The sequence below is a fragment of the Rhodococcus sp. F64268 genome, assembly GCF_023015605.1.
GTDB lineage: Bacteria > Actinomycetota > Actinomycetes > Mycobacteriales > Mycobacteriaceae > Rhodococcus.
This window is the reverse complement of record NZ_JALKAI010000002.1, coordinates 707,794-734,424: the sequence shown is the minus strand read 5'-3', so window position 1 is coordinate 734,424 and position 26,631 is coordinate 707,794. Positions and strand designations below refer to the sequence as shown.

Sequence of the window (26,631 nt, the reverse complement as noted above, 5' to 3'; positions counted from 1 at the left end):
ATTCAAATCATCGAATGCGCGATCACCCGGTTGTGTCGATCGCCGTTGTCGATCCCACTGGCGTGAGGTTCATTGCGTGGTGATCCGGCGGCGGATCATCACCTGAGCGATCACACGCCATCCGACGAGGACGACTCCGAGGGACAGTGTCGCGACGATGATGAATGCGGTCGCGGTGCCTTGGCCGGTCAGCGCTCGCAGCAGCATTCCGCCGACGAGGGCGCTCACCCACAGAATCACTCCTGTGGGGACTGCGGCGTAGGCGTCGAACTTGTCGCGGTAGAGCCATGCGGTGAGGAACCACCCGATGGTCAGTCCACCGAGGAACGGCCAGGCCGTTCCGGCCAGACCCACGAGGTCGAGGGCTTCGTCATGGCTGGATCGTCCGATTATGGCGAAGACGATGACCAGAATGACGTCGAGAACCAGCGCGGGTGCGTACTTTCTCACCCGTCCAGGGTATCCCCGACGCTCGTGGGCCGAGCCGACGGTGTCAGGCCTGAGCGAGGGCCTCGATCTCGATGTTCAGGGTGATCTTGTCGCCGACGACTGCTCCGCCGCCTTCGAGGGGCATCTCGATGCTGATGCCGAAGTCCTTGCGGTTGATCACGGTGGTGGCTTCGAAGCCGGCAACAGCGCCCTGGCCCATGCCGGGGTTCACGCCGTTGAACTCGAGCTTCAGCTCGATCGGGCGGGTGACACCGTGCAGCGTGAAGTCGCCTGCGAGGATCAGGTCGCCGTTCTCGGCCCGCACGCCCGTGGTGGCAAACGTCGCGACGGGGTGGTTCGCGGTGTCGAAGAAGTCGGCGGATTTGATGTGCGCGTCACGGTCGGCGTTCTTGGTGTTGATCGAGTCGACCTGGATCTCGGCGTTCGCGCTGGCAGTTCCGTCCTCGGCGACCACGATCGTGCCGGTGAAGTTCTCGAAGGTGCCGCGGACCTTGCTGACCATGAGGTGGCGGACCGAGAAACCGACGCTGGAGTGGACGGGGTCGATGGTCCAGGTACCTGCGGTCAGGCCGGGGAAGACGGTGGTGCTTGCGGTCATGAGGTGCTCCTTGGATGTCCGGGTCGTTTGTTGAAACTTCAACTGCTGACATATTGAGGATGGCACAATCTAGTTGAGTTCGCAACTACTTTCTCGAAGGAGATCAGTCCGGCTGGAGAACGGTCCGTTCGGCGACGGGGTCGATGTCGGCCCCGGCGCTCACACCGCGGTACAGGACCGCCACGGTGATCCACCCGATCGCCGCAACGAAGACGACGCTCACCGCTCGATAGACGAACACTGCGGCGAGAGACTGAGATGCGCTCAATCCTGCTGCGGTGAGGGTGGCGATCAGCGTGCCGTCGACGAATCCGAGACCCGCAGGGGCAAGCGGGACACTGCCGACCGCCTTCGCGGCGGTGAACGCGATGATCAGACCGGCCAACGACGGTGTGCCGCCTACCGCCCAGCACGCGAATCCGAGACAGATCATGTCGAGTACGCGATTCAGACCCGACCACGCCGCCGCGGCCAGCATGTCCCGTCGACGGAGGTGCACCGCTTCGAGCTGGGACAGGGCGCGTTCGAACGCCTCGATCCCGGCGTCGGCCGACCTCCTGATCAGGCGGTTGAATCGCTCCAGATTCCACGTGACGAAAGTCTTGATCGACGACGGATTCTGCGCGACATACCGGAGCCCGATCAGTAGCGCACCGGCCGCAGTGATCGACAGGAGCAACGTGACGGGACTGATCGACGAGCCGACAGCGAAAGCGCCGACGGCACCCATAGCGGCAAGTGCGGCGGTGGAGACGACCCCCGACACCGCGAGCTGCCAGGATGCGACCATCGGTGTTGCGCCCCAGCGGCGCGTCTGCCGGTAGGTGAAAGCGGTGGAGAAGACGAGACCTGCGGGGAGGGTCACTGCCATCGCGGTACTCCCGTAGACCACCGAGGTCGACCGGGACAGACTCACCCGGACTCCGCCCGCACGGAGCACCTTGCGGAGGAGTCCGGCGAACGCGCTCAGTGACAGCAGTTGTGCGACCACCGCCGCCGCGGCCCACCCCCAGTGCATCTCCGTCAGGGCTCGCCAGGATTCGCTCATCGATGGCCACAGGTAGATCCCCTCGACGACGAGGAGAGCGATCAGTGCGATCGCGGACACCCACTTGATCCACCTGAAACGGCCCCGTCGCGGTGTAGCGTCGGGGCCAGATCGGTCTTCATGCGGCTGCGCCACTCGGCCAGCGTATCGAACGCCGTCGAAACACTTGTATGGTTACCCGTTGGTAGAGGCCGGTTCGGGTGATCGAACGGGCCACGCCAGCTGTGTCATGCGCCCCCGCCCGCGCAGCTGAACCTCATCGCCCAACTCCCAGTGGCCGCGCTCCTCGTCGTCCGCGAAGTACAGCGCACTGGACGAGGCGAGCACCCGGCTCGGGCGCAGTTTCGCGAGTTCGGTCAGCCGCGACGCCTCGTTGACCGGATCGCCGATCACCGTGTACTCGAAGCGCTCCGCCGCACCGATGTTCCCGGCGACCGCCAGGCCGGCAGAGACTCCGATACCGATGTCGAGCCCGGTGATCTCGTCGAGCGCGAACCGCAACTCGCGTGCCGCCGCCAACGCCGCGGTAGGGGCGTCGGGACGGTCCAGCGGTGCACCGAAGATCACCAGTGCGGCGTCACCCATGAACTTGTTCACGAATCCGTTGTGCTTGTCGACGACGTCGACGACCACACGGAAGAATTCGTTGAGCAACTCCACTACCTCGTTCGGGGGCCGCTCCGCGGCAGTGGCCGTCGACCCCACCATGTCGACGAACAACACGGCGACATAGCGCGTCTCACCACCGAGCTCCGTGCCGTACTGCAGGGCTCGGCGCGCGACGTCCTCGCCGACGTGCTGACCGAACAGTTCCCGCAACCGTCGCCGCTCGTCCGATTCGGACATCATCCGGTTGAAGCCCACCTGCAGCCGACCGATCTCACTGCCGTCGAACACCTCGACCTGGACCCCGGAGGCGCCGCGCTGGACGCGCTCGATGGCCCACCGAAGCTGCTTGATGGGATCGGAGATCTGCGACGAGGTCAGCAGCGACAGGACGAGCGCGAGCCCGATCGACATCACCGCCAACGCCAGTACCGACCATGCGAGCGCATCGGAGCCGAATTCGTTGTCGGTGGTCAACTGGGTGACGCACAGCAACACGATCCCGGCGACCGGCATCAAGGTGCCCAGCCCCCACGTCATTGCGAGACGGGTACCGACACCGGGCGCCATGGTCCGATCGAAACGACCTTCACTCAGCGCCCGCGCGGCCACCGGGCGCAGGATGCGCTCGCCGAGCATGTAGGTGAAACCGAATGTGCTTGTCGCGGCCATCGCGACGGTGACGGCGACGGTCACCGCGAGCGACGGCATCTCTTCAGCGGTGAGGAAGACGAACAACACCCCACCGAGCAGCCACAGCGCGAGATGCACGATCGCCTGCCGCAACGGTGCGTGCAGGGCAGCCATCTGCTCCGACCGTGTCGGCGGGCCCCCGCGCAACTGCCACCGCACCACGGACCGCAGCATCAACGCTGCCGCACTCAGGCTCACGACCCCCGCGAACCCCAGGTAGACGGCGAAGACGGCAAAATTGCGGACCCTGTCCGCGATGATGTTCTCCGACTCCTCGATCGGCAGCCCGTAACGAACGAACGCGAACACCAGCATGGCGCCGAACAGATTCGAAGCACCCATCGAGACCATGTAGAGCGGCCAGCGACTTCGCAAAGTCGCTGCGACTGCTCGATATGACCTCAACACGACTTCAAATCAAACCACTGTGTGGACGGTCACATGACCTTGTGGTCGCACTTGGGGGCCACCGAATGGTTGGATTCACCGCAAAAGCGACGACGAAGGCGAGGAGCGCGGAGATGGGGGGATCCATATCCGGGCTCTCACGCACGGCAGACCCGGACGCCCCGCTGTGGCGTGCTGCGCAGGTGTTCCGGCTGGTAACGGTTGTCTACGCGGTCAGCTCCCACGTCTCCACCGTCCCGAATTACACCGACGAGGCATTGAGCTGGTTCCTCATCGGCGTCCTCGTGGCGTGGTCGCTGACCTCGGCGCTACTGCTCTCACGCGGACCTCGGGGGCGTCGGGTGGTCGTTGCCGTCGACCAGATCACAGCCGTCGCACTGATGGCGTCGACCCGATTGATCTCCGATCACGACTGGTACAGCCACCATCAGACGATGCCGACCACGTTGTGGGTCGCCAACGCTGTCATCTCGGCCGCACTCTTCGCCGGCCCGCTCGCAGGAATCGCTTCGGCGATCGTGATGGCCGCCGTCAGCGCAGTGGTGCGCGACCAGGTCAACCTCGACCTGTGGTCCGACGCGACCGCGCCTGTTCTGGTCGCCTGCGGTGTCGCGATGGGATTCGCGATGAGGACGGCCCGGACCGCTCACCGCCGGCTCGAGGAAGCGGTGCGGATCGCCGCGGCGACGGAGGAACGCGACAGGCTCGCCCGGCAGGTTCACGACGGCGTGCTGCAGGTACTCGCGCTCGTACAGCGAGGAACCGGCGAGAACTCCGGAGTCGGTATCGACCGTGCCGAGCTCGCCCGGCTGGCCGGTGAACAAGAGGAGGCATTGCGCCGCCTGATCTCCGACCAGGACACCGAGGTCGATCGGGGTGGGCAACATGTCGACCTGACCGCGATGCTGCGAATGCGGGTCGACGGCGATGTCACCGTGGCCGCGCCCGCGGATCCCATCGTGATGGAGCGGCCACGCGCCGGGGAACTTGTGGCGCTTGCGACCACCGCGCTCGACAATGTCGAGCATCATGCCGGTCGCGACGCACGAGCGTTCGTGCTGCTCGAAGACCTCGGCGACGAGATAATCCTCTCCATCCGTGACGACGGCGTCGGTATCGCCCCCGGACGGCTGGCCGAAGCCTGTGTGCAGGGACGTCTCGGCGTATCGAAATCGATCATCGGCCGGGCACAGTGGCTCGGCGGGACAGCAGAGCTCGAGACAGCACCCGGCGAAGGCACTGAGTGGGAGATACGCGTGCCCAAGGAGGCAACACATGGCTGAGATCACCGTGATGGTGGTCGACGACCATCCCATCTGGCGCACCGCCGTGGCCCGCGATCTCACGGACGCCGGTTTCCGCGTGGTGGCGGAGGCCGACAGCATGCGAACGGCTCGAACGCGGGCCGTGGTCGAGCCGGATGTCGTGCTCATGGACATGTCGTTGACCGACGGCAGCGGAACGGATGCGACCAGGGCCGTGCTGGAGGTGTCGCCACGGTCGCGGGTACTTGTGTTGTCGGCGTCGTCCGAACGCGCCGATGTGCTCGGTGCGGTGAAAGCAGGGGCGTCCGGTTATCTGGTGAAGAGCGCGTCCGCCGTCGAACTCGTCGAAGCCGTAGTGAAGACCGCTGCGGGTCAGGCCGTGTTCACCCCCGGTCTGGCGGGGCTCGTGCTCGGCGAGTATCGGAAACTGTCGGTGTCGAAACTGAGTGAATCGTCTGCGCCGACCCTCACCGACCGCGAAACCGAGGTCCTACGACTCGTCGCGAAGGGAATGTCGGCGAAACAGATCGCGTCGCGCCTGGTGCTGAGTCACCGCACCGTCGAGAATCACGTGCAGGCGACGCTGCGCAAACTGCAGCTGGCCAATCGGGTGGAACTGACCAGGTATGCAATCGAACAGGGCCTGGACTGATTCTGGGCAGCGGCGTGTTCTGAACCTCGCGTCGTGCACGGAAGCCTGCATGGTGCTCGGACGACTCTAAAGTGGTCGGCATGGACCCGAAGGATCTGAGAGTCTCGGACGCAGAACGTGAACACGTGGGTGAGCTGCTGCAGCGCGCAGTCGGCCAGGGCATGCTGTCACTCGGTGAATTCACCGAACGAATGGACACCGTGCTCGCCGCGAAGACCCGTGGAGATCTGAACCAGGTACTCGTCGATCTGCCTGGTATCCAGATGCGACCGGAACTCCAGCAGCAGCCGCAGTTTCCGCCCGCTCGGGCGTACGAGCCCCAGGTCGCCGCGGTGACTCCGTCGATGTACCCCGCGGGCACCGGGACGGTACTCAAGGGCCGGATGTCGACGATCGCGCGTAAGGGTCGCTGGGAGGTGCCGCCGGTGCTGCAACTCGACACCGTGGCGTCGTCGGTGTCGCTGGACTTCACCGAGGCGGTGATGCAGACGCAGGTCGTGCGGATCGAGATCAGCGACTACCTCAGTTCGATCAGCATCGTCGTTCCGATGGAGGCGACAGCGGACATCAACGGACTGGAGGCCATGGCCTCGTCGGCGACCTCGAAGGTGGGCGCGGGCGCCCCGTACGGCCCGCTGCACCTGGTGGTGACAGGCAAAATGCGTGCCGGAAGCCTGACAGTCGCGCACCCGATGGGTGCGCGACTGCGCAAGTTTCTCCGGGGTACCTGACCAGTTCTCACTGGCGGCGTTGCCGGGCGATCAGCTCACTGACACTGATCGTCTGGGCATCGTCCTCGCGGTGCCGCCGGCCCTGCGTGTCGGGACCGCGCGAAGCTCGGTTCTCTGCTTCGGGACCGCTCGAAGCTCGGTCTGCGGGCGGTCGGCGATGGTCGTCGCGCTCGGGTGATTCCGGCCTGTCGGGCGCGTTCGCGACGGGGTCGTTCGGGCCCTGCCCTTCGCGCTGTTGCTGGGACCCGGGTGCCCGGTCGGAGGTCGATGGAGTCCTCCGCATCTGCGAAAGCCAGCTTTCGATGGCCTGTGGATCACGAGCCTGAGCCCGGGGAGCCTGCCCCTGCTCAGGGACGGGGCGACCCACGGATGCAGCCTGGGTGTTGTCGCCGGGGTTGCCCGTCGGCGGCTGGGGACGCACGTCGGTCCGGGGCAGTGGCGGAGGTACCGATCCACGCTGTCTCCGTGGCAGCGGCGGCATCGCTGAGCTGGGCGGTTGCTGCTGCGGAGACCCGGCCTGCTGTGCCGGGCCCTGCTGCCGTGGCGCAACCGGCTGCTGCGGACCTGCCGTCCCGCGGCGGGGGAGCGGACCGCTCGCGTTGCCGGGCGCAGGCATTCCGCGAGTCGGCAGTGGACCCTGCTGCGGCGGACCCTGCTGCGGCGGCGAACCCTGGTGGGGCGGAACGGGCCGATGATCCGGTCGGTCACGACGGATCGGCGCGGAAACCTGGTCGCCTCGGCGAGGCGGAAGTCCGGAGCCGCCGCGCGGTGCCGGGCCCCCCGGCTGCCCGGGCTGTCCCGGCTGGCGCGAGGCCGGCGGACGTCCCTGCGATCGGCGCGGTGGAGGAAGGTCGCGTGTCCGTCGCTGCTCGGACGCCGGGCGTGGCGCGGCGATCGTGGGCATCGGCTGCGTCATCATGTCGCTCTCGCCCCCGGCATCGCCGAACATGCCCTTCGGGAACCGGTGCGATCCCGTTGCCGTGATCGTGGAAGGTCCGAACATGCCGACTGTGATGAGCTCGGGAACATCCTCGGGCATCAGCTCGTCGGGCAGGATCGGCTCGGCGAGGCCGACCTTCTCCTGGATCCGCTTCATCCATGCAGGCGCCCACCAGCAGTCGTCGCCGAGCAGTTTCATCACCGCTGGAACGAGGAACATGCGGATCACGGTTGCGTCGATGATCAGCGCCGCGATCATGCCGTACGAGATGTACTTCATCATCACGAGCTCGGAGAACGCGAACGCTCCGGTGACGACGATGAGGATCAGCGCTGCGGCCGTGATGATGCGACCGGTGTGGGAAGTGCCGATACGGATCGATTCGGTGGTGCTCGCTCCCTGCGATCTGGCTTCGACCATGCGCGAGAGCAGAAACACCTCGTAGTCGGTCGAGAGACCGTAGATGATCGCGATGATCAGCACCAGTACCGGCGACATGATGGGACCGGGGGTGAAATTCAGCAGGCTCGCACCGTGACCGTCGATGAATATCCAGGTGAGGATGCCCAGGGTCGAGCCGAGCCCGAGCGCACTCATCAACGCGGCCTTGATCGGTAGCACCAGCGACCCGAATGCCAGGAACATCAGCAGTGTCGTCAGTACGACGACGAAGACGACCATCAGCGGCAAGGTGTCCAGCAGTGCCGCGATCGAGTCCTGCTCGATCGCAGGCGTGCCACCCACATAGACCTCGACGCCGTCGGGCCACGACGCGGAATGCAGGTAGTCGATCGTGTCGGAGGTCATGTTGCGGTCGACGAGCCCGGCTTTGAGGACGCGGACACCGTCCTTCGCGGGACCTTCGATGGAGAACTTCTCGACCAGCCCCGGCGCAGCGCTACCGGTTTCGATGATCTTGTTGAGGTCGCCGCCCTCGGCGCCTCGGATCACGAGCTTGACCGGCTCGGTTCGCTGGCCGGGGAACAATTCGTCGAACTGCGCCTGCGCGGCCCGTGTCGGGTGATCCGGTGGAAGGTACGTCTCGTTGATGCCGCCGAATTTGATACCGGTCAGCGGAGTGATGAGCAGCAGCAGACCGATGACCGTGGGGATGGTCACCTTCATCGGGTTGAGCATCACCCAACGGGTCAGACGACCGATGAAGCTGTTCTCGATCTGCTCGTTCGACTGGATCTGACCGAACCGCTTCATGCCGAATTTGTCGATCCGTCTGCCGAGGATCGCCAGGATGGCGGGGAGCACCGTCACCGATGTGAGCGCAGCCAGCGACACGGTCGCGATCGCACCGTAGGCGACGGACTTGAGGAAGCCTTGCGGGAACAGCAGGAGCCCACCGAGGCTGGTGATCACCATCGTCGCCGAGAACACGACGGTGCGACCGGACGTGATCACCGTGCGGCGCACCGCGGCGGCCGTCTCGTAGCCTTCGGCAAGTTCTTCGCGGAACCGCGACACCATGAACAGGCCGTAGTCGATGGCCAGACCGAGCCCGATCAACGACACTACGGGTGCGACGAACGAGTTGACCTCGGTGAAGTTGGTGATCAGACGGACGATGCCGTTGGCAGCGACAACCGTCAGGCCACCGGTGATCAGCGGTAGTGCCGCAGCGATCACACCACCGAACACGAAGAAGAGCAGCACACCGACCGCGGGGATCGCGAGGATCTCCATGCGTTTGATGTCGTTGGCCATCGTGTCGTTGAGCGCGTTGGTGACCGGCTGGAGTCCGGCGAGCTTGACGTCCACGCCCTCGATCCGGAGCGAATCCTTGACGTCGCGGAAGTTGTTCGCAATTTCGGTGTCGTTGTCACCGGCGATCGCGATGGAGGCCACACCGTGCTGTTTGGAATCGTCGGCGAGAGCGGGCAGCGCCGGAGCGCTGTCGGTACGCCAATACGAACCGTTGATCTTGAGAATCTGGTCGGGGTTGTCGGCGAGCCACGAGTTCAGGCCCGCGGTGACGGTCGCCGTGAACTCGGGGTCGTCGACGGTCTTGCCCTCGGGTGCGGTGATGAGTGCCAGAACATCGCCGTTGGTGTCTCGCCCGAATGTGCCGTCGGCCAGCTTCGCGGCCGTGACGGACTCCGAGCCGGGGTCGTCCCAGCCGCTCTGACTGAGATGGTCGTTCAGGCTCAGGCCGTACCCGGCGAGCCCGAGCAGCGCCGCGACCATCACCGCAATGACGGTGAAACGAGCGCGGACGACGAGCTCTCCCCAACGGTCGAACACGTAAATCTCCTATTCGGCGACGCTCTTGCGCCCCGCAAGAAGGGCTGAAAGCGGTCGGAACGGCTGCAGCCACGCACCCTCGTCCGGCAGCGTTTCGAGGCTGACTCGCGGCAGCGGCTCACGGAACACGCCGGGGATGTCCTCGAGATCGACGAAGTCGAGGATCTCCGAGGTCACCGCCCAGCTTGCATGCTCACGGAAGCCGAGCACCTGCACTGCGACGCCTGCTGCGGCAAGTTCCTCGAGGGGTTCCCGGAAAGCCTGCCCGTCGGCGGATGCAACCATCACACCGGCGAGGCCTTCGCCGCGCCGCAGCTCGATGTGCTCGAGCATATCGGAGTCGACGTCGCTGTCCTCGTCGATCTTGGGCTTCGCGAACACCGCGAAACCCACGTTACGCAGAGCTTCCACCCACGGACGCACGACGTCGGCGCTGCCGGGTGCGATATTCGTGAAGACTGTCGCCTCGGCCTCCAGCGGCGACACGCGGTGACGCGACAGGTCGGCCGTGCGGCCGAGGAGCCAACGGCCCAGCGCGTCGAATCTCGGCCGGTACGCGGCAGTCGGGCGGCCACCGAGGATCGCCCCGAGGCCCATATCGAGGTTCGGTGCGTCCCACACGAGCAGGACGCGCCCGGGCCGCTCGGTGCTCTCGATCACGGCGGTGTCGGTCGCACCGGGCACTTCTTCATGGACGCTCATGCTCCGATCTTCCCCCAGATCATCTCGGCGATGTGGCTGCCCACCTGGTGAGCCTTGTCCTCGAACTTCGTGACCGGACGATCGTGGCTGACGGGGGACTCCCACGTCACATCTGTGAGCTGGGGTTCAGCGTTACCGGCTTCCAGGATCCACTCCGCATATTCGGCGTGGTCGGTTGCGACATGCAACACTCCGCCCGGCTTCAACCGACTCGCGATGAGCGCGAAGGTCCCGGGCTGCAGCAGCCGGCGCTTGTGATGCCGTGCCTTCGGCCACGGGTCCGGGAAGAAGACCCGGACGGCGGTCAGCGATTCGGGCGCGACCATGTGTTCGAGGACCTCGACGGCGTCACCACGCAGGATCCGCAGATTGGACACCGGCGCGTCGGTGTCTGCGGTGCGCTCGATCCGCTGCAGTGTCTGCGCGATACCCGGGCGGTAGACCTCGATGGCGATCAGGTTGATGTGGGGTTCGGCCTGTGCCATCGCGACGGCGGCGGTGCCGGTGCCGGAACCGATCTCGAGCACCAGGGGGGCCGAACGGCCGAACCATGCGTCGGTGTCGAGCTGGTCATCGCCCACATCGCGACCGAGTTCGGGCCAACGGCGGTCCCATGCGTCCTGCTGCGGATCGGTGAGAGATCCGCGGCGAGAGCGGAAACTCGTCACCCGCGGGTACAGGCGGTTGCCCCTGGACTGCCGCTCGTCGAGCGTGTCGGTCGTGTCCTGATCGGAGTGGTTCACCCGACCATTGTCACGTATCGGGAGAGTGCGTGGCAGGAGTGACCGGTGTGACCACAGGGTTTTCTCAGGATGAGGACCCCGGACAGCGCGCTCGGGCAGTGTCGGAACGTGGTCTCTGACACAATTCGTTCGCGACGATCGGGGGGATCATGACGGGGGAATCGAGCACGAGGTATCCGGGGGCCGATCCGTGGCGCCGGATCGCGGACGAGGTGGATCGGCTGGATCCGGACGCCGGCCGCACGCTGCATTCTGCGCTCGCCCGGTGCACCGCACCGCTGCGGATCCAGGTCGCGGGACGCGCAGGTGTCGGACGCGCAGATGTGCAGCGAGCATTGGCCGGGTTGCCCGCCTCCCCGGAATCCGCCGTCATCGACGTTCCCGGAACGCCCGATCCTGTTCTCGACGCCGATGTGGTGATCTATGTGCTTCCCTCCAGGCTCGATCCGGTCACGGTGCATCCCGCCGACCGTCGCGCCCTCGCAGCGCTCGATTCCCGGCGCGTCATCGTGGTGGTCGCGGGCGACACGCCGGTCCGGGGTCTCGGGGCATCCGTGTTCACGCGGGACGACCCGAATCTGGAGGCGGTGATACTCGATCAACTCGACCGCGCTCACTCCGGACGGTTCGAGGATTTCGTGACGTCGGTGGCGGGGATCGCGGCGTCGCCGCAGGCAAGGGACGTCATCGAGGCTGCACTCGAGAGTCCTGCCGAGCCCGGATCGTCGCTATCCGGGTTTTCGGGGCCCGACGTTCCGACGTCGAATGTTCCGGTCCCGTGAACGGCGCCGACGATGTCCTACGTCGCTGGAACCCGCGCGGTTGGGCACGGATGCACCGATCTCCGGTCCCGGACCGCGGTGTTGCGGTAGTTCGGGTCGCGGGGGTCGCGGGTTCGGGCCGCACCACGCTCACCGCCGAACTCGCAGAGCTCGGCGGCATCGAATACGTCGAGGACGGGGATGCTCCCGTGGTGCTCATGGTGCTCGATGCATCCTCGGTTCTCGGCCGCACAGAACTCGCCGTGCTCGACGCAGCGGCGCGTGACGCGGCCGACGTGGTGTTCGCGTTGACCGGAATCGACCGATATCCGCGATGGCGGGCGATCAGCGAGCGCGACATCGAACTGTTGCATCGGCACATGCCGAGGCTCACGCGGGTCGTGCTGATTCCGGTGTCCGTCGTCGCAGCGGCCCGGGCCAGGAAGCTCGGAGGCGATGTCGGTCGGGTGCTCGCGCTCGAATCGGGGCTGGTGGGCGTGCACGACGCGCTCCTCGCCGCGGCGAAGACATCCGTGCAGGGCCGGTCGACACGCACCGCGGTGGTCGCACAGACGAGCAGCATGATCGTCGAGGAGATCGCTGTGCTCTCGGCCGCCGACGACACCGCTGATCTTCGTGCCGAGCGCGAACGTCTCGTGACGCGACGGATCGGCCCCGGACATCGCCCGGACTCCCATCGAGTCCGAGCGGAACTGAGGCGGGACCTCGCGGTGCGCGTGCGGGAGGCATCGGCGGAACTGCACGTCGTCCTCGACGAGGGTTCGGTCGATACGTGTGGCGTCGAGATCCTGCTGAACACGCATTCGCAGCGAATCCGACGGGAGGTCGCGGTAGCGGTCGAACGCGGCCTGGGAATCCTGTCGCAGTTGCCGAATACAGAACCGGCTCCCGCCCCGCGGGTCCCCGGTCGTCGTCTCGACGATCGCCTCGCGCTCGTGTTGGGGGCCTCTGCGGGTGCGGGCCTCGGCCGTCTGGTGGCCACCCTGCTCGGAGCGATACCGGTGGCGGTCTCGGTGCTGGTGACGGTTGTGTGCGGGGCAGCAGCCGCGTGGTGGCTCGTTCGTCTGCGCAGACAGTTGGCGCACCGCGAGCTGATGCGACGGTGGGTCGTCGACGAACTGACCTCGCTTCGCGTGGACCTCGAGGCGTGGATCCGGGCGATGGCCCTCGACGCCGAATCGAAGCACGCGCGCGACACCGCCGCGCGGGAGCTCGCACGCGCCACCGAATTGCGCGAGCAGGTCGCAGCAATCGACGACCGGATTCGTCGACGCCTCGGTGAACAGCGCGCCCGCATCGCGGCCTGTGAGCGGGACCTGGCGATGTTGAGGCAGGTGGAACCGTTGTCGGCTGCGGTGCGTCCAATCAGAGGGACGGCGTAGGAGAGACCGAACAACGCACAACAAGATCTCAGGGGGCAGGCATGGCCGACACATTTCTCGGCACAGGCGGGTTCGACGACCACGGCCTCGGCGGTTTCGACGTGTTCGACCCAGCGAGCACCGCAGCGTGGGCGGACTCCGTCGGCGCCACGACCGACCTCGACGGGGACGGGCTCCGCGACACCGTCGCCTTCGACAACGGCCACGGTGCCCTGGTCGTTGCCACCGACAGCAATCTGGACGGTTCCACCGACCGGCTCACAGCCGTCGCCGACGATGGAGAATACGGTGTGTGGGAGTTCCGGCGAACTGCGGACGGCGCACCGGATTGGGTCCGGATCGATGCGGGTACTCTAGGCAGAGACGAATGCCACATTCCGGAAGGTAAGTGAGCCGTATCGCCTGTACGAACAGGAAGGACGGAGGTAGTCTCCACGTCTCTGAATCGTTTCTGTGACATTTCCGACCGGCCCCGATTGTTCCCGGTCCGACGTCCGGCGTTAACCTCTATGAATAGGACATCCGGCGCCCGCGTCCTCCGTACGGCCACGGACGAAGCGGGTGGTACCCCTGCCGAGAGGGGAAGGCCCGGGTTCGCCTCTGATCAAGCATAACCATGCAGGTCGGGGCAGACCCGGTTCCGGGCACACCCCAGGAGAGTTTGATGACCTCAGCAACCATTCCCGGCTTGAACGGGACCGACGACAAGCTCCCGACCCAGCATGCCGAGCTGCTTGCGTGGGTCCAGGAGGTTGCCGAGCTCACTCAGCCCGATCGCGTCGTGTGGGCCGACGGATCCGACGAGGAATGGGATCGGCTGACTGCCCAGCTCGTCGAATCCGGCACTTTCACTCGTCTGAACGACGAGAAGAAGCCGAACTCGTTCCTCGCGAACTCCGACCCGTCGGACGTCGCGCGCGTCGAATCCCGCACCTACATCTGCAGCGAGAACGAGATCGACGCGGGCCCGACCAACAACTGGATGGCGCCCGACGAGATGCGCGCCACCATGACCGACCTGTACCGCGGCAGCATGCGCGGACGCACCCTCTTCGTGGTGCCGTTCTGCATGGGCCCCCTCGGCGCCGACGATCCGAAGCTCGGTGTCGAGCTCACCGATTCCGAGTACGTCGTCGTCTCCATGCGCATCATGACCCGCATGGGTGCCGCTGCCCTCGAGAAGCTGGGCACCGACCGTCCCTTCGTCAAGGCCCTGCATTCGGTGGGCGCGCCGCTCGAAGCCGGTCAGCAGGACGTCGCGTGGCCGTGCAACGACACGAAGTACATCACTCACTTCCCCGAGACCCGGGAGATCTGGAGCTACGGTTCCGGTTACGGCGGCAATGCACTGCTCGGCAAGAAGTGCTACTCGCTGCGTATCGCCTCGGCAATGGCCCACGACGAGGGCTGGCTCGCCGAGCACATGCTCATCCTCAAGCTGATCTCGCCCGAGAACAAGCCGTACTACATCGCCGCGGCATTCCCGTCGGCGTGCGGTAAGACCAACCTCGCGATGATCCAGCCGACCATCCCGGGCTGGCGCGCCGAGACCCTCGGTGACGACATCGCATGGATGCGGTTCGGTGAGGACGGCCGACTCTACGCCGTGAACCCGGAGTTCGGTTTCTTCGGTGTCGCCCCGGGCACCAGTGCCGATTCGAACCCGAACGCGATGCACACCATCGAGGCAGGCAACACCATCTACACCAACGTCGCCAAGACCGACGACGGTGATGTGTGGTGGGAGGGCATCGGTGGCGACAAGCCCGCTCACCTGACCGACTGGCTCGGCAACGACTGGACTCCCGAGTCCGACACGAAGGCTGCTCACCCGAACTCGCGTTACTGCACGCCGATGTCGCAGTGCCCGATCCTCGCCCCCGAGTGGGACGACCCGCAGGGTGTGCCGATCTCCGCGATTCTGTTCGGTGGACGTCGTAAGACGACGGTCCCGCTGGTCAGCGAGTCGTTCGACTGGCAGCACGGCACCTTCCTCGGTTCGACGCTGTCGTCCGAGCAGACCGCCGCAGCCGAAGGCAAGGTCGGCAATGTTCGCCGCGACCCGATGGCGATGCTGCCGTTCCTCGGTTACAACGCCGGCGACTACCTCAACCACTGGATCAATCTCGGCAAGAATGCCGATGAGTCCAAGCTCCCGAAGATCTTCTACGTCAACTGGTTCCGCCGTGGCGACGACGGCCGCTTCCTGTGGCCCGGCTTCGGCGAGAACTCCCGCGTGCTGAAGTGGATCGTCGACCGCATCGAGCACAAGGCAGACGCACAGTCCACGGCCATCGGCTACGTACCGACCGCAGCCGACCTGACCCTCGACGGCCTGGACGTCGACGCCGCGGACGTCGACGAGGCCCTGAAGGTCGACGTCGACGAGTGGAAGGCCGAGATCGACGGCATCGCCGAGTGGTTCGAGTTCCTCGGTGAGAAGGTGCCCTCCGGCATCCGCGACGAGTTCGAGGCACTGAAGCAGCGCCTCGGCTGAGTCCGACCCGCCTGTAGCCGAATGCCCCGTGTAGGTCAGTTGAACTGACCAGCACGGGGCATTCGGTGTCTGCGGAGATCGGCGTGTTCAGGCGTTCTGTGTAGCCACCCACTCATCGAGTCGACGTTTCGCCTCCTCCGGCGGAACATCCTCGACGCGCGTCATGACGGCCCAGCGATGCCCGAACGGATCGAGGAGGGAAGCGAAGCGATCGCCGGTGACGAACGTCGACGGTTCCTCGAAGACCTGTGCACCCAGCGACACCGCGCGAGCGAACGTCGCATCGACATCCGCGCAGTACAGCACGTACGAATGGTTGACGTTGTTCGTGCCATCGGGGGCGTGCAGCCCCATCGACGGATGCGGGTCGCTCAGCTGCATGCGGCCGTGGCCGAAATCGAGTTCGGCATGCATGACAGCTCCGTCGGGGCCGTCCTGGCGGTCGACGAGTTTCGCGCCGAACGCGTCGGTGTAGAACTCGATCGCTTTCGCCCCGCCGTCCACGACGAGGAACGGTGTCAATGCGGTGTAACCGTCGGGAATGGGATTCACGGAATTCGTCATGCTGCCCAGTGTTGGACCTGAGGGCGGCACCTGTATTGAAGGAACCCGACATGGTGCGTCGTGGGCAACATGATGCAATAGGTATATCGCACACCACAGCCGGTCCCTGGTGGCCGGGAGAGGATCAGCTATGAGCGGGATCTACAACAATGTCACCGAGCTCGTCGGTCGTACCCCGATCGTCAAGCTCAATCGGCTGACCGAGGGCCTCGGCGCAACCGTCGCTGCCAAGCTCGAGTTCTACAACCCGGCCAACAGCGTCAAGGACCGCATCGGCGTGGCGATCATCGACGCCGCCGAGAAGTCCGGTGAGCTGAAGCCCGGCGGCACGATCGTCGAGGGCACCTCCGGCAACACCGGCATCGCGCTCGCCATGGTCGGCGCAGCCCGCGGCTACAAGGTGATCCTGACGATGCCCGAGACGATGTCGACCGAGCGTCGTGTCATGCTCCGTGCCTACGGTGCCGAGATCGTCCTTACTCCGGGTTCCGAGGGTATGGCCGGTGCAGTCGCGAAGGCGAAGGAAATCGTCGAGTCGACCGAGAACGCGGTGTCGGCGAGCCAGTTCGCGAACCCGGCCAACCCGCAGATCCACCACGACACCACCGGCGAAGAGGTCTGGAACGACACCGCCGGCGAGATCGACATCTTCGTCGCAGGCATCGGCACGGGTGGCACACTCACCGGTGTCGGCCGCAACCTCAAGGCACGCAAGCCGGGTGTGAAGATCATCGGTGTCGAGCCCGCCGATTCGCCGATCCTCACGGGCGGCAACCCCGGCCCGCACAAGATCCAGGGGCTCGGCGCCAACTTCGTTCCCGAGGTCCTCGACCGGGAGATCTACGACGAGATCATCGACGTCCAGTTCGACGACGCCGTGAAGACGGGTCGTGCGCTCGGCACCGACGAGGGAATCCTCGGCGGCGTGTCGGCCGGAGCGAACGTGTGGGCCGCTCTCGAGGTCGCAAAGCGCCCCGAGAACGCAGGCAAGCTGATCGTCGTGGTCGTGCCCGACTTCGGCGAGCGTTACATCTCGACGCCGCTCTTCGAGCACATCCGGGACTGACCGTCGCTGTGAGCATTCTCCGTACTCTCCGTGAGGACCTGCAGGCTGCGCGCGGCAACGATCCCGCCGCGCGCAGCGATGTGGAGAACGCGGTCGTGTACTCCGGTCTGCACGCGATCTGGTCGCACCGTGTCGCGCACCGGATGTGGCTGGTACCCGCATTGAAGGGGCCGGCGCGGGTCCTCTCGCAGTTCACTCGGTTCCTCACCGGAATCGAGATCCATCCCGGGGCGACGATCGGCCGGCGTTTCTTCATCGACCACGGCATGGGCGTGGTCATCGGTGAAACAGCGGAGATCGGTGACGACGTCATGCTGTATCACGGTGTGACGCTCGGTGGCCGGTCGCTCGCGAAGGAGAAGCGGCATCCGACGCTCGGTGATCGCGTCACCGTCGGTGCGGGAGCAAAGATTCTCGGGCCGGTCGTGATCGGCGCCGACAGTGCGATCGGCGCGAATGCGGTCGTCACACGAGATGTCCCGGCCGACTCGATCGCCACGGGTATCCCCGCGACTGTGCGGTCGCGGAAGAAGCATGAGCCGCTGGTGGATCCGACCACCTACATCGATCCGGCGATGTACATCTGAAGATGCAGCACCCTGGTTCGGCCCGCAAAAACTGTGTCGCCGAACGGCATCGAGGGGGCTGTTGTGTGTGCTTCATCGAAAGAAAGCGCACACAACCGCCCCCTCGGCGGGGCCTGCGGTCAGTCCTGGTAGCCGGGCGGGTACAGCACCGACTTGGTCTCGCAGAACGCCTCGAGCCCTTCCGGTCCGTTCTCCCTGCCGATGCCGGAGTTCTTGAAGCCGCCGAACGGTGATCCGGGATCGAAGGCGTACCAGTTGATTCCGTAGGTGCCCGTGCGGACACGCGAAGCGACGTCGAGGCCCTTCTCCACGTCTGTGGTGTACACCGATCCCGCCAGTCCGTAGTCGGAATCGTTCGCGATCTTGATGGCGTCGTCGACGCTGTCGTACGGGAGCACCGACAGGACCGGCCCGAAGATCTCTTCCCGGGCGATGGTCATCGAGTTGTCGACGTCGGCGAAGACCGTGGGTTCGACGAAGTAACCCTTGTCGAGGCCCGAAGGACGGCCGCCACCGAGTACGAGGCGTGCCCCCTCTTCCACGCCCTTCTTGATGTAGTCCTCCACGCGGTCGCGTTGCTTCGCGGAGATCAGGGGGCCGAGCTGGGCGTTCTCGTCGGACGGCGGGCCGACGGGGAAGAACGCGGCGGTGGCGACGATCTTCTCGACCACCTCGTCGTACCGCGACCGCGGTGCGAGAATGCGGGTCTGACCGACGCAGGCCTGCCCGGTATTCATCAGACCGGACATGACGAGCATTGCGATGGTGGAGTCGAGATCGGCGTCCTCGAGGATGATTGCGGCAGACTTGCCGCCGAGTTCGAGCGAGCAGCGCTTGAGGTTGCGTGCGGCGATCTCACCGATGTGCTTGCCCACGGCAGTGGATCCGGTGAAGGTGATCTTGTCGAGGCCCGGGTGCGACACGAGGTGCTCGCCGGTCTCGGCGCCACCGGGCACCACCGACAGCACCCCTTCGGGGAGGCCTGCCTCGGCGAAGATCTCGGCGATCACGTTGACGGCAAGGGGAGATTCGGGTGCGGGCTTGAGGACCACGGTGCAACCGGCGAGCAGTGCGGGACCGAGTTTGTTGGCGCACAGGAACAGCGGCACATTCCACGCGATGACCGCGCCGACCACGCCGACGGGTTCGCGGGTGACTCGGGTGCGGCCGAACGAGCCGTTGCGTTCGTCGACCCAGGGAAACGAATCTGCCAGTCCTGCATAGAAATTCAGTGTCGCGAGTGAGGGGGTCATCTGCATCATCTGCACGGATGCGGCGGGCTGCCCCATCTCGGACGAAACGAGCTCGGCGATCTGCGCGCCGCGCTCTTCGATGATCTTCGCGGCCTTGCCGATCACTGCTGCGCGCTCTGCCGGGCTCATCCGCGGCCACGGTCCGTCGTCGAACGCGGTGCGTGCCGCGGCGACTGCGGCGTCGACGTCCTTCGGTCCGGCGACGGGTACCGAGCCGACCCGTTCCTCCGTGGCCGGGGAGAACACCTCGAGCCTCTCGTCGGTCGACGGCGCCACCCACGTGCCGCCGATGAACACCTTGTCGTAGTCGGTCATCATTCGCCCCTCTTCGTTCACGCCGGATCACCCCGACACTAGAACACGTTCCACATTTTCGAAAGGGTCGATTCACGCTCGCGGTGGCGCGGCGGCGCAGCGATGCCCACACTGGAAGATGCCGACCGTCAGGAGCAGACATGGCAGAGAACAATCCGTTCGGATTCGATCCCGACGACATCGACCGGGTGGTCCGTGAGGCAGGGGAAGAACTGCGCGAACTCAAAGACCGGATCTTCGCATTTCTCGACCAGCCTGCCGCGCCGACGTCACGGCAGCATCCGCAGCCGGAAACCACCGGCGAGGCAGGGGACGGCGTATGGGTCATCTACACCGCCGACGCCGACGGTGTGGCTCGCATCGACCAGGTGTATCCGTCGGAGCTCGAAGCGCTCCGCAGTCTCAAGGGCAACACCGACCCGGCCCGGTCGGCGCGGTTCCTGCCGTTCGGGATGAGCGTGAGCGTGCTCGACCGTCAGCCGTGATGAATGTACGACCGGAGCTGATCGCGTTCGGCCTGTAGTTCGTCGATATGGCTCTTGACCACGTCGCCGATACTGACGATCCCCAACAGCTTGCCGTCGACGACGACCGGCAGGTGCCGGATGCGCCGCTCGGTCATGGTCGCGGCCAGGCTGTCCACGCTGTCGGCGGGCCGGCATATTGCCATATCGACCGTCATGACCTCGGACGCCGTGGCGACGAGTATCGATGGACCTCGTTCGTGGAGCTGCCGGACGATGTCGCGCTCGGTGACAATTCCGACGACGTCGGTGCCGTCGACGACGACCACCGCGCCGATGTTGTGGCGCGCGAAGTCTCCGATCAGCTCACAGACCGTGGTTCCTGGGGGAACCGTCTGCACCGCCGAACCCTTGTTCCGCAAAATTTCGGCAATCCTCATCGGATACCACCGATCCGTCCCACCGTGCCGGGCTTGTCGAGGTAGCGCTGGTCCAGTCAGGGTAGGTCCTCGGGACTCGTACGCAGCCGTTTGGTTACCTACTCGTGACCATGGGCGAGCGCAGCGGCACCGGCGAGCGTTCCCAGTGCGCCCAACGACGCAGGCACGATGCGCAGCTCCTCGATGAACTCCAGCCGGGCCTGTCGCGCAGCAGACGCCAGCATCGGACGCCACAGCGGTCTTCCCGACTCCGCGAAGCCACCGCCGACGACGACGAGTGACACGTCTGTCAGTGCTGCCGCCGACGCGATGACCTGCCCCAGCGCCGTTCCTGCGCGTTCGAGCGCAGCTGCCGCGATTCCGTTGCCGTCCTGCGCTGCTGCCGCCAGCGCAGCGCCGTCCCGCCCCTGCCAGCCGCGTGCCCTCGCCCACCTCACTGCAGCAGTGCCGCTCGCCACCGTCTCGATGCAGCCCGCGCCACCGCACGTGCATTTCTCGAATCCGTAGGCCGACACGATGTGGCCGATGTGGCCGGCGTTCCCCGTGCGGCCGGATACGAGGCGACCGTCGAGGACGATGCCGCCGCCGATCCCGGTGCCGAGCACCACCCCGAGCAGATCGTTCGTTCCGCGCCCAGCGCCGAATCGATGCTCGGCCAATGTGGCGGCAGCGCCGTCCATCGCCAACGTGACACGTGCGCCGGGGAACACGCTGCGCACAGCCTCCACCAGCGGAAACTTCGAAGACCACTCGGGGATGTTGATGGGGGAGACGGTGCCGCGGCGTGTGTCGACGGGCCCTGCCGCCGCGATCCCCACCGAGGTGATCGGCTCGGCCCCGGCCACCTCGCGCAGCACTGCGGCGCAGGCATCCCATACGGAAGCCTCGGGTACGGGCACCGTCTTCGGCTCGACGGGTGTTCCGTCGTCCGCGACGAATGCGGCCGCGAACTTCGTACCGCCGACATCGAGAGCCAAGCCGGTCATGACGCGACTTCGGCCGATCCGCGGCGTCGCAGCACGAGCACCAGGTTGCTCACCAGGAACTCGCGTACGCCCGGCACCCGAACGAGCGGCCACGCCCACCGCGGGTGGTATCGGGGGAACGCGGCGAGCAGCTCACCGTCGGGGGTGGAGCGGGCCCACCCGAGTCCGTCGGTGCAGCCCACTTCGAACAGCGACACACCGTATCGGTTCTTCGGTTCCTTCCCGTGCTTCCTGGCGTAGCGGCGCGCCGCGTACTCGCCGCCGAACGCGTGCCACGGGCCGGTCTCGTGCCCACCGAACGGGCCCCACCACAGCGTGTACGAGAGCACCATCAGCCCTCCGGGTCGTGTGACCCGCAGCATCTCGTCGGCCATCACCCACGGCTGCGAAACATGTTCTGCGACATTCGACGACAAGCACACGTCCACCGACCCGGTGCGCAGTGGAAGCGCGAGGCCCGACCCGCGGACGGCGCCACCGACCTGCAGGCCGGCCGCGTGCATCTCGGACGGATCGGGCTCGATCGGCACGTAGCGCGACCCCACGTCGGCGAAGGCGTCGGCGAAGTACCCGGGCCCGCCTCCGACATCGACGACGGTGGTGCCCGCGAGATTGTTTCCGGTCAGACCGGTGTAGAGGTCGTCGACGAGGTCGACGGTGTCGCGGGCCAGACCGCCGTAGAACTTGTCGGGTGCGGTCTGCTCGAAACGGAAACTACCGAGCAGACCGATGGAGCGCCGCAGGGTGGCACGGCGTTCGAACAGCCGGGTCACACGGGGAGCGATCGTGGTCTTCGAGGGCACGTCGAACCACAGTAGTGCCCGTAGCAGGCGCCGTCGTGCACCTGCATCCCGTGCGCACCCGCTAGTGTGTCCGTGACATCCACAGCGTCCGTACGGGCGTGCGGTCAGCTATCACCGGGGGGTAATCCGCGTGCGGGAGGTTCTCTTGCTCTGCTGGCGCGACAGCGGGCACCCACAGGGAGGTGGCAGCGAGCGCTATCTCGAGCAGGTCGGCGCACAACTCGCTGCACGCGGTATCAAAGTCACCCTGCGCACCGCGTCGTATCCGGGCGCGAGCAAGCGCGACACCATCGACGGTATCGACGTCAGCCGCGGAGGCGGCCGTCTCGGTGTGTACCCGCGCGCTCTCGCTGCCATCGTCGCCGGGCGTCTCGGCTTCGGCCCCCTCAGGGGCATCCGCCCCGATGCTGTCATCGACACCCAGAACGGCATCCCCTTCTTCTCTCGGTTCGTTGCAGGCGCACCCGTCACCGTGCTCGTGCACCATTGTCATCGCGAGCAGTGGCCCGTCGCAGGCCGTGCGATGGCGAAGCTGGGATGGTGGATCGAATCCACCTTGTCGCCGCGAGTGCACCGCAGCAACCAATACCTGACGGTGTCGCTGCCGTCGTCCGACGAACTCCGGATGCTCGGTGTCGACCACGAGCGCATCGCGGTGGTCCGCAACGGCGCCGATGCCATCCCGGCGGGTGTGACCCCGGGTGGCGATCACACCCGCACTGCCCACCCGAGCGTGTGCGTGCTGTCTCGGCTCGTGCCGCACAAACAGATCGAGGACGCACTCGGTGCGGTCGCAGCCTTGCGCGACCGCATTCCCGGCCTGCACCTCGACGTAGTCGGTGGTGGCTGGTGGGAACAGAACCTGCGCGACGTCGCCGCCGAGCTGGGGATGGACGATGCCGTCACCTTCCACGGCCACGTCTCGGAAGACCGCAAGCACGAGGTGCTTTCACGGTCCTGGCTCCATGTGATGCCCTCCCGCAAGGAGGGATGGGGGCTTGCGGTGATCGAAGCTGCGCAGCACGGTGTCCCGACGATCGGATACCGCAGCTCGAAGGGCCTGACGGATTCGATCGTCGACGGTGTCACGGGTGTCCTCGTCGATTGCGCCGACGACCTCACCGCGGCCGTTGCGGAACTGCTCGGGAATTCCGAGCGTCGCACCGAGCTGGGCGACAAGGCCCGGATCCGGGCGGGCGAGTTCTCGTGGGAGGCCACCGGATCCGGTGTGCTCGCAGTGCTGACCGCCGTCGCATCACGGCAGCGGGCTTCAGGCCTGTTTCCCCGGATCACGCCGGAGGAGATCGGCGAGGACGCCCAGCAACTTCGATATGCGGGCACGTAGACGAACCCCCAGCATGCCGGCAGCCCCGACAACCATCACCAGTATCAGCAGCAGGTGCGCGAGGATCACCACGCTCCGACCGGACGTCTCCCGAACCCAGGCTCCGTCGACCTGATAGAGGGACAGGTCGTTGTCGCTGTAGACCTGCGTGAGCCGGTCGAGGGTCTTCTCGGAGCGGCCGTGGTCGCCGGGAGTGCCGTGCTGGACCAGGACCCAGCCGACGCCCCGAGCCGCCAGATCGGACGGATCCGCACCGCCTTGCAGGAGTCGTTCGACGTCGACGGCACGTGCGCCCTCTCCCTCCACCGCACCACCTTCGACGATGAGGGTTCCGGTCTGCAGCACGTCGGCACGCAGCATGCGGGGCGTCGGGTCGAGGACCGCCACGGGGCCCGAATAGTCGAACCGGCGGAACATGCCCGTGGGCATCACCGCGACGTCACCTTCGTTCGCAGTGACGATGCCCGCCACCTGTTGCCACCCGTCCGGATACCGTACCGGTCGCACGTGGCCGCCGACACCCCATGCGAGGTCGGGGAGCGCCCCGACCACGACGACGACCGCCAGCGCCGCCCACGCGATATCGCTGCGGGCCCGGTCGGGAGTGAAGTGCCGTCGCAATGCCCCGACTCCGGCGGCCGCGGCCACCGCGTAGAGCGGCATCGCGAGTGCCACCCACTTCTGGGTGTCGCGCAGCAATCCGGCCCCGGGGACGTGCACCATCGCCCACTCTCCGAGTTGCAGACCCGCCGCGGTGGCGCCGAGAGCCGTGCCGAGCACGGCGACGACCGCGACGACAGCTAGAGCGACGATCACCGGGTTGCGGCGCCTGCGCCACAGTGAGGGGAGTCCGGATGCGACGACGACGAGCAGTAGCAGGGTCCCTACGAGTGCCCACGGCGTCGTGCGCGAGCCGGGCACCGCCTCGGCATTCCAGATCCCGCCGAGGCCGGCGACCGAACCGATCGTGCCCAGCAGAGGCTCCGCCCTGGCCGCGAATGCGCTCACACCTGCCGGATCGGCCTCGGTGCCGCCACCGGACAGGGCTGTTGCGACGAGCCATGGCGCCGATACCGCCACTGTCAGGGCGACGGCACCTGCGAGCCGCCCTACCCGAGGCGCGCGGCCCCCGGGCATTGCGAGGACCACGACCGTGGTGGTCGCAGCGAGGAGCACACCGGTGGGCGTCAGTCCCGCCACCGCGAGCCAGAACGCGAGGGCCCACCAGCCGCCCCCCGAACGTCGGCGTACCGCGACGGCCGCGCACACGACCCACGGCAGCGCTGCGTAGCCCGCGAGGAGACTCCAATGTCCCTGCAGCAACCGTTCACCGACATACGGGTTCCAGATCGCGACGGTCGCCGCCACCACCTGCGGGGGCACTCCGGCGCCGGGCAGTAGAACCGAAACGAGCCGCGCCGCGCCGACTCCCGCGGCCCACAGTGATGCAGCGAGTAGAGCCGTGACGGCGACACCACCGTCGACGACGGTCGTCACCCAGGCGAGCAACGCATCCTGGGGGACTGCTCGGGCCGCGGCGTCGGACAACCCGAGCGCCGAATCCGTCAGATAAGAGCGGGGCGTGCTCACAGCGTCGCGTAGTAGCAGATAGCCGTGCGAGGTGAACAGCGGACCGAGCACCACGACGGTGAGCGCCAGCGACCACAGCGCAGGCACGAACGTCGGTGCGAGAGCCGACGGAGACGTCGTCGTGCGCTCGCGATGCAAACCCCGTATGGACATGGCCGCAGACTACGGTGCGCACGGGTGCGAGGATGGGCGGATGCCGCCACAGAACACGCTTCGCCGTTCCGGGACCGGAACCGCGGTGGCCGGGATGACGATGGTGACCGCGGGCGCCATGACCGCCAACATCGCGTCCTACCTGCTGCATCTGCCCGCCGGACGGTGGCTCGGCCCCGCAGGCTACGGGGAGTTCGCGAGCCTGCTGGCAGCCCAGCTGGTGCTCGCGGTGCCTGCGCTGGCGTTGCAGACCGTCATTGCGCGTGAAGCCGTGCACGGCACGGGCACCGCGGTGCTACGTCGACTCGGCCACCGATGCGCACTGATCGCCGCCGCAGTCGCTGTTGTTCTCGTACCGGTGGTGTCGTGGGCACTGGAGACGAGCATTGCGGGCGCATTCGGGTCGCTGGTGACGGCGCCGCTGCTGGTGCTCCTCGCGACCGAACAGGGACTGTTGCAGGGGCGTGCCCGGTTCGCGGCGCTGAGCGTCGTTCTCGCTGCTGCCGGAATCGCGAAGGTCGTGCCTGCCGTCGCGGTGCTTGCCGGTGGCGGCGGACCGGGTGCTGCGCTGCTCGCAGGCGCGGCGGGTACGGGCATCGTGGCGGTGGCCACCGCGGTGTTCGTCGGTCGCGGCGAGCCTGCATCCGCCGGTGGGGCCGCGGAGGCGCCGACCCACGTACCCGGAGCGGCTGCGGTGCTGCGCGCCTCGCAGGTCCAGCTCGCGTTGATCGCGTTGACATCGCTCGATCTGATGCTCGCACGGATACTGCTCGATGCCGACTCGGCCGGCCTGTACGCGCTCGGAGCGGTCGCGACGAAGGTCGCGTTCTGGCTGCCGCAGGCCGTGGGGGTGGTGTTGTACCCGCGGATGGCGAACCCGGCGGAGTCGGCTTCTGCCGTGCGTTCGGCGCTCGCGGTCCTCGTCGGTCTCGGCGCGGTGCTCGTCGCGGCAGCAGCGATCTGCGCGCCCATCGTGCCGATTCTCGTCGGCGACGCCTACGAGCCCGTCCAGTCCCTACTGTGGTTGTTCGCGCTGCAGGGTGCGTGCCTCGCGGTGCTGCAGGGCGCATTGCTGTCCGCGATTGCCGGGGATCGCACCGCGCTGGCCGGTGTCGCGTGGGTGGGTCTCGCGGTCGAGGCCGTGCTGATGGCGACGATCGCGTCGACGGTGGAGCAGTTCGTCGCGGTGGCCGTCGGTGTCGCAGCCGTCACGGCAGCGGTGGTGTCGGTGCTTGCTGTCCGCGGGGCATCCGCGGCGACCGAGTCGTCTCGGCTCGGACATGCGGAACGCCGCCCCGCACCGTGAGGTGTGAGG

The 26,631-nt window shown here is 66.7% G+C and carries 25 protein-coding genes; 12 read left to right on the top strand and 13 right to left on the bottom strand.

Annotated features, from left to right (window positions below; translation table 11 throughout):
- Window positions 1-69: 69 nt before the first annotated feature.
- From MWU77_RS07745 to MWU77_RS07730, 4 genes are all read right to left on the bottom strand, one after another.
- On the bottom strand, window positions 70-450 hold the full coding sequence (locus tag MWU77_RS07745) for a DUF3054 domain-containing protein (protein ID WP_247273344.1): 381 nt from the start codon (window positions 448-450) through the stop codon (window positions 70-72).
- A gap of 43 nt (window positions 451-493) precedes the next feature.
- The gene (locus MWU77_RS07740) at window positions 494-1,048 is read right to left on the bottom strand and encodes a YceI family protein (protein ID WP_169687287.1); all 555 of its coding nucleotides are present in this window, start codon (window positions 1,046-1,048) and stop codon (window positions 494-496) included.
- Between the two features lie 103 nt (window positions 1,049-1,151).
- Window positions 1,152-2,156 (bottom strand): YbhN family protein, encoded by a 1,005-nt coding sequence (locus tag MWU77_RS07735; protein ID WP_374229824.1) that lies wholly within the window; start codon window positions 2,154-2,156, stop codon window positions 1,152-1,154.
- 114 nt (window positions 2,157-2,270) lie between these two features.
- Window positions 2,271-3,746: an adenylate/guanylate cyclase domain-containing protein gene (locus MWU77_RS07730; RefSeq protein WP_169687471.1), complete on the bottom strand. Its 1,476-nt coding sequence runs from the start codon at window positions 3,744-3,746 to the stop codon at window positions 2,271-2,273.
- Window positions 3,747-3,916: 170 nt separating this feature from the next.
- Between MWU77_RS07730 and macS the strand changes: the two genes are divergently transcribed.
- From macS to MWU77_RS07715, 3 genes are all read left to right on the top strand, one after another.
- Window positions 3,917-5,086 (top strand): MacS family sensor histidine kinase, encoded by a 1,170-nt coding sequence (macS, locus tag MWU77_RS07725; protein ID WP_169687286.1) that lies wholly within the window; start codon window positions 3,917-3,919, stop codon window positions 5,084-5,086.
- 10 nt (window positions 5,087-5,096) lie between these two features.
- Complete coding sequence (locus MWU77_RS07720) at window positions 5,097-5,720, top strand: response regulator transcription factor (RefSeq protein WP_169687470.1); 624 nt, start codon at window positions 5,097-5,099, stop codon at window positions 5,718-5,720.
- Between the two features lie 80 nt (window positions 5,721-5,800).
- A complete protein-coding gene (locus tag MWU77_RS07715; RefSeq protein WP_169687285.1) occupies window positions 5,801-6,451 on the top strand; it encodes a DUF1707 domain-containing protein in 651 nt (216 codons plus the stop codon).
- Window positions 6,452-6,458: 7 nt separating this feature from the next.
- Here the strand turns inward: MWU77_RS07715 and MWU77_RS07710 are convergent, their stop codons facing one another.
- From MWU77_RS07710 to trmB, 3 genes are read right to left on the bottom strand one after another with little or no spacing between them, the layout of a single operon-like run.
- Entirely contained in the window at window positions 6,459-9,644 is a 3,186-nt protein-coding gene (locus MWU77_RS07710; RefSeq protein ID WP_247273343.1) for an MMPL family transporter, read from the bottom strand.
- 9 nt (window positions 9,645-9,653) lie between these two features.
- The gene (locus tag MWU77_RS07705; protein ID WP_169687283.1) at window positions 9,654-10,346 is read right to left on the bottom strand and encodes an NYN domain-containing protein; all 693 of its coding nucleotides are present in this window, start codon (window positions 10,344-10,346) and stop codon (window positions 9,654-9,656) included.
- Complete coding sequence (gene trmB, locus MWU77_RS07700; protein WP_206039750.1) at window positions 10,343-11,125, bottom strand: tRNA (guanosine(46)-N7)-methyltransferase TrmB; 783 nt, start codon at window positions 11,123-11,125, stop codon at window positions 10,343-10,345. Before trmB ends, MWU77_RS07705 begins: the two co-directional genes overlap by 4 nt.
- Before the next feature lie 113 nt (window positions 11,126-11,238).
- On the opposite strand from trmB, the gene MWU77_RS07695 reads away from it, so the two are divergent.
- The 4 genes from MWU77_RS07695 (at window position 11,239) to MWU77_RS07680 (ending at window position 15,750) form a co-directional block, all read left to right on the top strand.
- The gene (locus MWU77_RS07695) at window positions 11,239-11,871 is read left to right on the top strand and encodes a hypothetical protein (protein ID WP_169687281.1); all 633 of its coding nucleotides are present in this window, start codon (window positions 11,239-11,241) and stop codon (window positions 11,869-11,871) included.
- Entirely contained in the window at window positions 11,868-13,253 is a 1,386-nt protein-coding gene (locus MWU77_RS07690; protein WP_169687280.1) for a hypothetical protein, read from the top strand. Before MWU77_RS07695 ends, MWU77_RS07690 begins: the two co-directional genes overlap by 4 nt.
- Window positions 13,254-13,294: 41 nt before the next feature.
- Window positions 13,295-13,645 (top strand): DUF6802 family protein, encoded by a 351-nt coding sequence (locus tag MWU77_RS07685; RefSeq protein WP_169687279.1) that lies wholly within the window; start codon window positions 13,295-13,297, stop codon window positions 13,643-13,645.
- A gap of 272 nt (window positions 13,646-13,917) precedes the next feature.
- A complete protein-coding gene (locus MWU77_RS07680) occupies window positions 13,918-15,750 on the top strand; it encodes a phosphoenolpyruvate carboxykinase (GTP) (protein ID WP_169687278.1) in 1,833 nt (610 codons plus the stop codon).
- An 87-nt stretch (window positions 15,751-15,837) separates the two neighbouring features.
- Here MWU77_RS07680 and MWU77_RS07675 read toward each other — a convergent pair whose 3' ends face one another.
- Window positions 15,838-16,314, bottom strand: coding sequence for a VOC family protein (locus MWU77_RS07675; protein ID WP_169687277.1), 477 nt, complete (start codon window positions 16,312-16,314; stop codon window positions 15,838-15,840).
- A gap of 130 nt (window positions 16,315-16,444) precedes the next feature.
- Between MWU77_RS07675 and cysK the strand changes: the two genes are divergently transcribed.
- Both cysK and epsC read left to right on the top strand, forming a co-directional pair.
- Window positions 16,445-17,380, top strand: a complete 936-nt coding sequence (gene cysK, locus MWU77_RS07670; protein ID WP_169687276.1) for a cysteine synthase A — start codon at window positions 16,445-16,447, stop codon at window positions 17,378-17,380.
- 8 nt (window positions 17,381-17,388) lie between these two features.
- Window positions 17,389-17,967: a serine O-acetyltransferase EpsC gene (gene epsC, locus MWU77_RS07665; RefSeq protein ID WP_169687275.1), complete on the top strand. Its 579-nt coding sequence runs from the start codon at window positions 17,389-17,391 to the stop codon at window positions 17,965-17,967.
- Between the two features lie 119 nt (window positions 17,968-18,086).
- On the opposite strand, the gene MWU77_RS07660 is transcribed toward epsC, so the two are convergent.
- Window positions 18,087-19,535, bottom strand: a complete 1,449-nt coding sequence (locus MWU77_RS07660) for an aldehyde dehydrogenase (protein ID WP_169687469.1) — start codon at window positions 19,533-19,535, stop codon at window positions 18,087-18,089.
- A 140-nt stretch (window positions 19,536-19,675) separates the two neighbouring features.
- Between MWU77_RS07660 and MWU77_RS07655 the strand changes: the two genes are divergently transcribed.
- Window positions 19,676-20,020 carry a hypothetical protein gene (locus MWU77_RS07655; RefSeq protein ID WP_169687274.1) on the top strand — a complete coding sequence of 115 codons (345 nt, stop codon included), beginning with the start codon at window positions 19,676-19,678 and terminating at the stop codon, window positions 20,018-20,020.
- Here MWU77_RS07655 and MWU77_RS07650 read toward each other — a convergent pair.
- From MWU77_RS07650 to MWU77_RS07640, 3 genes are all read right to left on the bottom strand, one after another.
- Window positions 20,011-20,439, bottom strand: coding sequence for a CBS domain-containing protein (locus MWU77_RS07650; RefSeq protein WP_169687273.1), 429 nt, complete (start codon window positions 20,437-20,439; stop codon window positions 20,011-20,013). The two genes, MWU77_RS07655 and MWU77_RS07650, sit on opposite strands and share 10 nt — an antisense overlap.
- Window positions 20,440-20,537: 98 nt before the next feature.
- Window positions 20,538-21,425, bottom strand: coding sequence for an ROK family protein (locus MWU77_RS07645; protein ID WP_169687272.1), 888 nt, complete (start codon window positions 21,423-21,425; stop codon window positions 20,538-20,540).
- On the bottom strand, window positions 21,422-22,198 hold the full coding sequence (locus tag MWU77_RS07640; RefSeq protein ID WP_169687468.1) for a class I SAM-dependent methyltransferase: 777 nt from the start codon (window positions 22,196-22,198) through the stop codon (window positions 21,422-21,424). The genes MWU77_RS07645 and MWU77_RS07640 overlap by 4 nt, the downstream gene beginning before the upstream one ends.
- Window positions 22,199-22,358: 160 nt before the next feature.
- On the opposite strand from MWU77_RS07640, the gene MWU77_RS07635 reads away from it, so the two are divergent.
- Entirely contained in the window at window positions 22,359-23,573 is a 1,215-nt protein-coding gene (locus tag MWU77_RS07635) for a glycosyltransferase family 4 protein (protein ID WP_247273342.1), read from the top strand.
- On the opposite strand, the gene MWU77_RS07630 is transcribed toward MWU77_RS07635, so the two are convergent.
- On the bottom strand, window positions 23,499-25,316 hold the full coding sequence (locus MWU77_RS07630; RefSeq protein WP_247273341.1) for a hypothetical protein: 1,818 nt from the start codon (window positions 25,314-25,316) through the stop codon (window positions 23,499-23,501). The two genes, MWU77_RS07635 and MWU77_RS07630, sit on opposite strands and share 75 nt — an antisense overlap.
- 40 nt (window positions 25,317-25,356) lie before the next feature.
- On the opposite strand from MWU77_RS07630, the gene MWU77_RS07625 reads away from it, so the two are divergent.
- Window positions 25,357-26,622, top strand: coding sequence for a polysaccharide biosynthesis protein (locus MWU77_RS07625; protein WP_247273340.1), 1,266 nt, complete (start codon window positions 25,357-25,359; stop codon window positions 26,620-26,622).
- Window positions 26,623-26,631 lie beyond the last annotated feature (9 nt).